The following is a 6,839-nucleotide window of genomic DNA, read 5'->3' as shown; positions in this document are numbered from 1 at the left end:
TCCACATCTAAGAAATGACAGAATGTATTAATCAATTTAATGGGAACAAAGGTCAAAGATTCTTTGTCTGTAAATTTCATGTTATCAAGTACCATGAAAATGCTCCTTTCTCTTATGTTTGAAAAAAATAATGCTCTGCACTGCGGAACATTATTTTAATTTTAATGTCTGCAGGATAAGTGCAAGATTATCATTTGTTAAATTGCAGTAGTCGATTAAATTTGCCAGTTTATCACATTGTTCACCGTCACCGATGATTTCAAAACGACTGCGCCAGATGGTTGGTAAGATTCTATCGTCATTATCAGGGTCATAATGACCAAAGGACCGTGTCATGTATTCATAGGCGATAGGGTTGACATCCGGTTTAAAGAAGGTACAAAGACGATTGAATAACCATTCCGGGTCGATGTTGGAGATGAAACCGTCATATCCGTTTGCTCGAATATTATCTTCGAATCCAGCCTGAATGAAAGCTTTCCGGCACTGTTCCTGATATGGTCGATATTTTTTACGAAGTTCAGGATTACGCTGGATGTCTTTAGCTTTGATGCATTTAAAGTCAACATCTGGATGTTCCACATCTAAGAAATGACAGAATGTATTAATCAATTTAATGGGAACAAAGGTCAGAGACTCTTTGTCTGTAAATTTCATGTTATCAAGTACCATAAAAATGCTCCTTTCTGAGTGTAATTATTTTCTGATAATTTGATTATACAATACACATCTCCAGAATAGAAGATGTGTGTTATAAGATAAGTTATAATTTATCTCTTGATATGTGCTGTTATAATTGTGTAACTATATGAATTTATAGTAATTATTATATTTTCTATTTCACAATACCAATTCTTACCTTGTTTATATATATTACAGTTCTTATCTAAAACTTTATTTTTACAATATTCTACTACATCATTTGTATTTAATTTTAGATTTTTTATAATTCTATTAATACCCATTTCAGTAGTATGCACTTTATTTATATTATCAAGTAATATTTGTTTATCTTCCATAACTTAATCTCTTCAATAAATGATAATTTGTGATATTTGTCGTGTTCATTTTAATGCTCTCCTTTGAGGGGATTTGAACACATTTAATCACAACAGTCTATATATTTAGTTACTTACATTTTCTCCTTTAAAATGATATTTCCCTGTCACCTGATTCAATGTGATCTTATAAATATAGCATGTATCTATATAATCCTTATTATAAGGATATGTTTCATAGCCACAATGAGTCAGGATAGACTCCATTGCTTCATTATAAGATTCATGAGAAATAGGTTCAATAATACCTTTACCTATAATAGATGAGTAAGAATTAGATACAGTCTTATCTGGTTTACAAAAATATTCATAGAGTGTTTCTGCCTGTATGCCTACATGAGGATTCTCTTTGATCAGGCGAGTCATCTTTCCTTCTCTAGGTGTATAAATATAAAGTACTATTTTATCTTTATCATCACCTATTCCAAAATTCATTGGAACGATATAAGGATATTCGTCATCTTGGAATGCAATATGTAGTGTATCAAAATGATGAAGCATCTCCCTTAACTGCTTTAAGTCTACTACTGTTTCTGACATTTCTCTCTCCCCTTTTGTATCTATTTTAACACATTAGAGGAAAGAAAAACTGTAAGCGGTTAAAAATATTCCAAAATAATAGAAGAAAATATTTAATATTCCTAATATTTGTATCTTATTTGTCTTATAAAACGCTAATAGAATATCAGATATGAGATAGAGAATAAGCCCTATAGCCATCATAATAAAGCTAAGAGTATTGAGAGTAAAAGCTGTCAAAATAGCTTTTGTAGTAAGCCAGACTAACGCAAATATATAGCTAGTCAGTTCTGTTTTGTAAGTTGAGAAATCTACAATCTTATAGTAAGCAAGTATTTCTAGAAGAATCATAGCACATACAGGAACAATTAATTCTATATATGTAAATGGTTCAAAGTGATAATAGAAGAATAAGAAGGCTATATCACCAATTAGGAATGCATTAAGACCATATCTAAATAGTTCCTTCTTACATAAGAGTATGTCTCCAATCATATAGCCTAGTAGTGCTGGAAGTATAAGAAGAAATAATTTTGTTTGATGAGAGAAATAAGCAGTGAGGATAAAACCTAATGAGCATAAACCTTTTGTATAGATGTGATAACGTGTACGCCATGTACATACCATTATCAGAAATAATAGAATAAATAATACTATCATAATAATTTCCTTTCTGAAATAGTCTACCACAATTCAATGATGTGTGCTATAGTTGTTCACAAAGGGGGAAAAGACAAATGATCAAATTAATTGCGACAGATATGGATGGAACATTCCTAGATAATAAGAAGCAGTTTGATAAGTCTTTTATTGATTTATTTTTTGAGATGAAGGAACAGGGTGTACTGTTTGTAGCTGCAAGTGGTAATCAGTATGCCAGACTTTACCAGAAGTTTTTACCAATGAGTGAGGATATGTATTTTATTGCAGATGGAGGCAGTTATATTGCGAAGGGACCAAATACTTTGGAAGTGTTTGATATGGACCGTAAGAAAGCATTTCTTGCAATAGAGAGAGTAAAGGAACATTATCCTGATTTTAAGATTGTAGTAGCTGGTGAGAAATACGCTTATGCAAGAAAGAAGGATCATCTTACTAAAGAACTTACTACTTATTATTGTTCAAATAAGTTAATTGATGATTTTGATGAGATTGATGAACCTATTACTAAGGTTGCGATACTTGACCCTAATGGTGATATTAAAAAGAATGCTGGTGATATTACTTCTATCTTACCTAGTGGGTTACAGATTATTACATCTGGTAATGAGTGGATGGATATTCAAAGAGATGGTGTAAATAAGGGTCTTGGTATGCGTTATATTCAGGAACATGAACATATTTCTAGAGATGAATGTCTCGCATTTGGTGATCAGATGAATGATTATGCTTTATTAAATTCTGTGAAGTATGGTTTTGCGATGGAGAATGCAGTAGATGAAATCAAGAAACTTGCTTATGGTATTACTGATTCTAATGAAGATCAGGGATGTTTAAAGATTATTAAAAAAGCACTTAGAAAAAATAAAGAACAGGCCGCTAACGACCTGCTTTAAAATAAAAATCACAATGATTTTGGATATCAAATGAAGAAAAGTATTTTTCTTCTAATGGTATCCATTTTTTTATGAACATGTTAAGAGCTTCTTTTCCATTTCTTTTTTCTATACGCTTAAGTCTGAGTGTTTCATCTATATCTACAAATATAGAAAGATCATAAGCATCTATTAATTCAGGATGACATGAATAAGACCCTTCTATGATATTAATAGGTTTATAAGAGTATAAGGTTCCTTCACTTATAGACATTGTGGAACAATCAAAAGGACGATAAAGAACATCTTGATGTTGTTTAAGAGGTTCTAATACTTCTTTTTTAAATCTTTCTCTATCTACATTACCACCTGGTTCATTATAGCGTTCTTGTGTACGCTGATATTCCTGAAGATAGAAATCATCCATATGAAATATATGACAATCAAAATATGCTTTTAATTTATTTGCAAGAGTTGTTTTCCCACTTCCACATCTTCCATCTATTGCGATAGTGACATGTCCCTTTTGTTGATATATTTTGTTTATCTTCGCTATTAAAGACTGTTCATTATAAGGAAGATACTTGAGCCCTTCTTCTAAATAATGAGCCTGCAAGAGTTCTACTTTGATGTCTTTAGTAGAGACTTCTTGAAGTGTTCTATCTCCTTCTTCTGCTTTTCTTAAAATTGTGATATGTGGATAAAAAGGTTTATCATCAAATGGTATATCATGTGCCTTTAATGCTCCTCTTAATGTATTGACATATTCATCTAATACAGGATTGTCTTTAATACCTACCCAATAAATCTTCTTGAAATGACCAATACGGTTCAAAGTAATGGTGATTTCAGGAAAAGGAATAGAATGAATAATTTCCATAATTTCATCCTGTCTATCTGTTTCACCAAAGAAAGCTAAAGTCATATGTAGATTATCTAGATCATAATACTTACCTTGAATCCCTTCTTCCTTTAAAGTATCCATGATTGACATTAATTCTTCTTTAAAAGAAGAATTGAATGTAAGTGCAATAAATTGTCTCATAAAATTCATCCTTTCTATGATATAATGAATAAACTATGATATAATGAATAAGCTATGTGCATGTAGCTCAATTGGATAGAGTATCAGACTCCGGCTCTGAAGGTTGCAGGTTCAATTCCTGTCATGCGCGCCAAATATTGAAAAGAGGCAGCTTACGCTGCCTTTTACTATACACTATGTCTGATTCTTTCTATATGTATCGCAAGATAGCCTACTTCTTCGTCTGATATCTTTTCTAGAATCAGCTTTTCTATATAATCAGCGACACGACATGCAACAGCATAGCTTTCTGGGAACTTTTCTTTTGTATAGTCTGTCATAGAGACCTGTACATCTTCTTTACGGTCTAGACGGACCATTAAGAATTTAATATGGTTGACTAAACGAATATAAGCAATAGAGTCTTCATCAATCACTATATTAAATGTTTCTTCTACATAAATAACTGTTTGATGAATAATGCTGGCAACCTGTAATGAACGTCCAGGTGGCTGAGAACTCAAAGCTGCATGAATATGAAGAGAAATATAACCAATTTCATCATCAGTGATTTCATAACCTAATCTTCTCTTAATGATTTTTCTTGCTTTCTTGGCCACTTCATACTCATCTGCAAATAATAATCTAATATCACTTGTCAAAGGGTTAGAGATGACCATATCATTCTTAATACGATCAATAGAGAATGCAATATGATCTGCAAGAGGTAAAAGAATCTTAGTATCTATATCACCAAATTCTTTTTCTGCATAACGGATAATTTCATTGGCTATTTCTAAGAAGATAGGATCAACCCCCTGTAAGACATTCTTACCAGTATTCTTCTCTAAACTATAGCATTTAATATTTTTTCCAGGATTCTCAATTACATCTCCTGCTTTTCTTTTGAAGCCTATTCCCTTCCCTAGTAATATAACTTCTTTATTGAGTTCATCTTTTGCAACAACTCCGTTATTGTTTAGCGTTCCAATGACTTCATAACGCTGTTTTTCCACTTTATTCTCCTTCATGTAATATCTGTTTTATTTCTGATACAATAATGACAACATGTGGTCCATAGGTAATTTGGATACCTTCTCCACGCATATATATACCTGCAGCACCTGTTTCCTTTAAAGCTTCCTCATCAACTAATGTTGGATCCTTTAAAGTCGCACGCAGACGTGTTGTACATGTATCAACATCTAATATATTAGGAATACCTCCTAATGCTTCTACAATAGAATGAGACACAGAACTGTCTACGTCAAGACTTTTCTTTCTAGAATAGTCTTTTTTTGTATGCAGCTGTGTATCTTCTCCTCTACCTACTGTTTTAAAATCATAACGTTTAATCACAAACTTAAAGATTGAATAATAAAGTAAGAAATAAATAAAACCTATTATTGGGACAAAGACCCAGTTTGTTTTACTATTACCCTGTAATATACCAAACAAGAAGAAATCAATCGCTCCTGCACTAAAAGTGACACCTATCGCTATATTTAAAGCCTGAGCCACTGCATATGCACTTCCTGCTAGAAGCGCATGAATCAAAAAGAGTGGTGGTGCTTGAAATAAGAATGTGAATTCAATTGGTTCAGTAATACCTGTTAATATAGAAGTGAGTGAAGCAGAAAGTAATAAACCTCCTGTTTTTTTACGCTGGCTTGGTCTTGCACAATGATACATTGCAAGGGCAGCACCAGGCAGGCCAAATATCATAAAGATATATTCTCCCGAGAAGAAGCGAGTGGCTTCTACACTGAAATGTTTGACATGAGGTGAAGCAAGCTGCGCAAAGAAGATATTCTGAGCTCCCTGGATCAGGTGGCCATCCACTACCATACTGCCACCAAGTCCTGTCTGCCAAAATGGAAGATAGAACACATGATGTAATCCAAAAGGAATCAACATACGCTTTACAAGTCCAAATACGAATATACCTGCATAACTGCTGTCTCTTATAAATACACCTAGGTGATAGATAGCCTCCTGAATAGGTGGCCATATATAAAAGAATAGGATTCCTACAAAAACAAATGTCACACAACAGATGACTGGGACAAAACGTGTGCCTGCAAAGAATGATAAGTAATCAGGAAGTCGTGTCATATAGAACCTATTATGAAGATAAGCAACACCAAGTCCTACTACTATACCGCCAAAGACACCTGTATCTAAAGATTGAATGCCACAAATCGCATTGATTGTACCTAGTCTGACAAAATCAGCCACCTTCCCATCTACTATAAAACCATTAATAGTAAGTAAGGCATTAATAGAAGCATGCATAACTAAAAAGCTAACCAGTGCAGAGAAAGCTGCAGTCGCTTTTTCATGTTTTGCCATACCCATTGCAATACCTACCGCAAATAAAGCTGGAAGGTTATCAAAAACAATTTTACCTGCACTACACATGATTGTGAATAATGCATAGAGTGGTGTTCCCTTTCCTAATATAAATTGAAGATGGTAAGTCTGAATCATTGTCTCATTTGTGAATGACTGACCTATGCCCATTAATAACCCTGCCACAGGTAAAACAGCTATAGGTATCATAAAGCTTTGTCCTACACGTTGTAATTTACTAAATAGCTTACTAAACATGATTCCACCTCCTTCTTGTAGTATTATTTATTTTACCATTATATAGTATGATACTCTAATCATTTTATTAGAAAAATTTATGAATTTTTCTTA

The 6,839-nt window shown here is 33.0% G+C and carries 8 protein-coding genes and 1 tRNA gene; 2 read left to right on the top strand and 7 right to left on the bottom strand.

Annotated elements, in window-relative coordinates; genetic code table 11:
- Positions 1-150 precede the first annotated feature (150 nt).
- From ACT8VG_RS05135 to ACT8VG_RS05120, 4 genes are all read right to left on the bottom strand, one after another.
- Positions 151-672 (bottom strand): hypothetical protein, encoded by a 522-nt coding sequence (locus tag ACT8VG_RS05135; protein WP_187013143.1) that lies wholly within the window; start codon positions 670-672, stop codon positions 151-153.
- A 98-nt stretch (positions 673-770) separates the two neighbouring features.
- The gene (locus tag ACT8VG_RS05130) at positions 771-1,019 is read right to left on the bottom strand and encodes a DUF3781 domain-containing protein (protein WP_129981164.1); all 249 of its coding nucleotides are present in this window, start codon (positions 1,017-1,019) and stop codon (positions 771-773) included.
- A 105-nt stretch (positions 1,020-1,124) separates the two neighbouring features.
- Positions 1,125-1,598 (bottom strand): pyridoxamine 5'-phosphate oxidase family protein, encoded by a 474-nt coding sequence (locus tag ACT8VG_RS05125; protein ID WP_217106822.1) that lies wholly within the window; start codon positions 1,596-1,598, stop codon positions 1,125-1,127.
- Between the two features lie 33 nt (positions 1,599-1,631).
- Positions 1,632-2,237: a lysoplasmalogenase family protein gene (locus tag ACT8VG_RS05120; protein WP_187012931.1), complete on the bottom strand. Its 606-nt coding sequence runs from the start codon at positions 2,235-2,237 to the stop codon at positions 1,632-1,634.
- 77 nt (positions 2,238-2,314) lie between these two features.
- On the opposite strand from ACT8VG_RS05120, the gene ACT8VG_RS05115 reads away from it, so the two are divergent.
- Positions 2,315-3,133: a Cof-type HAD-IIB family hydrolase gene (locus ACT8VG_RS05115; RefSeq protein WP_217106821.1), complete on the top strand. Its 819-nt coding sequence runs from the start codon at positions 2,315-2,317 to the stop codon at positions 3,131-3,133.
- Here the strand turns inward: ACT8VG_RS05115 and thpR are convergent.
- On the bottom strand, positions 3,117-4,157 hold the full coding sequence (gene thpR, locus ACT8VG_RS05110; RefSeq protein ID WP_418220870.1) for an RNA 2',3'-cyclic phosphodiesterase: 1,041 nt from the start codon (positions 4,155-4,157) through the stop codon (positions 3,117-3,119). The two genes, ACT8VG_RS05115 and thpR, sit on opposite strands and share 17 nt — an antisense overlap.
- A gap of 56 nt (positions 4,158-4,213) precedes the next feature.
- Between thpR and ACT8VG_RS05105 the strand changes: the two genes are divergently transcribed.
- Positions 4,214-4,290: transfer RNA gene (locus ACT8VG_RS05105), tRNA-Arg, on the top strand.
- 34 nt (positions 4,291-4,324) lie between these two features.
- Here the strand turns inward: ACT8VG_RS05105 and ACT8VG_RS05100 are convergent.
- Together ACT8VG_RS05100 and ACT8VG_RS05095 are read right to left on the bottom strand one after the other, a co-directional pair.
- Positions 4,325-5,152, bottom strand: coding sequence for a PRD domain-containing protein (locus ACT8VG_RS05100; RefSeq protein WP_187012934.1), 828 nt, complete (start codon positions 5,150-5,152; stop codon positions 4,325-4,327).
- Position 5,153: 1 nt separating this feature from the next.
- Positions 5,154-6,746 (bottom strand): PTS transporter subunit EIIC, encoded by a 1,593-nt coding sequence (locus ACT8VG_RS05095; RefSeq protein ID WP_187012935.1) that lies wholly within the window; start codon positions 6,744-6,746, stop codon positions 5,154-5,156.
- Positions 6,747-6,839 lie beyond the last annotated feature (93 nt).

Origin of the sequence: Catenibacterium sp., assembly GCF_052354645.1 — a bacterium.
Lineage (GTDB): Bacteria > Bacillota_I > Bacilli_A > Erysipelotrichales > Coprobacillaceae > Catenibacterium > Catenibacterium mitsuoka_A.
The sequence above is the reverse complement of the archived record's forward strand: the minus strand, read 5'-3'. Positions and strand labels throughout refer to the sequence as shown.

Excerpts from the sequence above, each read along its gene's own strand:
- ACT8VG_RS05135 (WP_187013143.1), bottom strand. The coding sequence starts at position 672 with ATGGTACTTGATAACATGAAATTTACAGACAAAGAGTCTCTGACCTTT.
- ACT8VG_RS05130 (WP_129981164.1), bottom strand. The coding sequence starts at position 1,019 with ATGGAAGATAAACAAATATTACTTGATAATATAAATAAAGTGCATACT.
- ACT8VG_RS05125 (WP_217106822.1), bottom strand. The coding sequence starts at position 1,598 with ATGTCAGAAACAGTAGTAGACTTAAAGCAGTTAAGGGAGATGCTTCAT.
- ACT8VG_RS05120 (WP_187012931.1), bottom strand. The coding sequence starts at position 2,237 with ATGATAGTATTATTTATTCTATTATTTCTGATAATGGTATGTACATGG.
- ACT8VG_RS05115 (WP_217106821.1), top strand. The coding sequence starts at position 2,315 with ATGATCAAATTAATTGCGACAGATATGGATGGAACATTCCTAGATAAT.
- thpR (WP_418220870.1), bottom strand. The coding sequence starts at position 4,157 with ATGAGACAATTTATTGCACTTACATTCAATTCTTCTTTTAAAGAAGAA.
- ACT8VG_RS05095 (WP_187012935.1), bottom strand. The coding sequence starts at position 6,746 with ATGTTTAGTAAGCTATTTAGTAAATTACAACGTGTAGGACAAAGCTTT.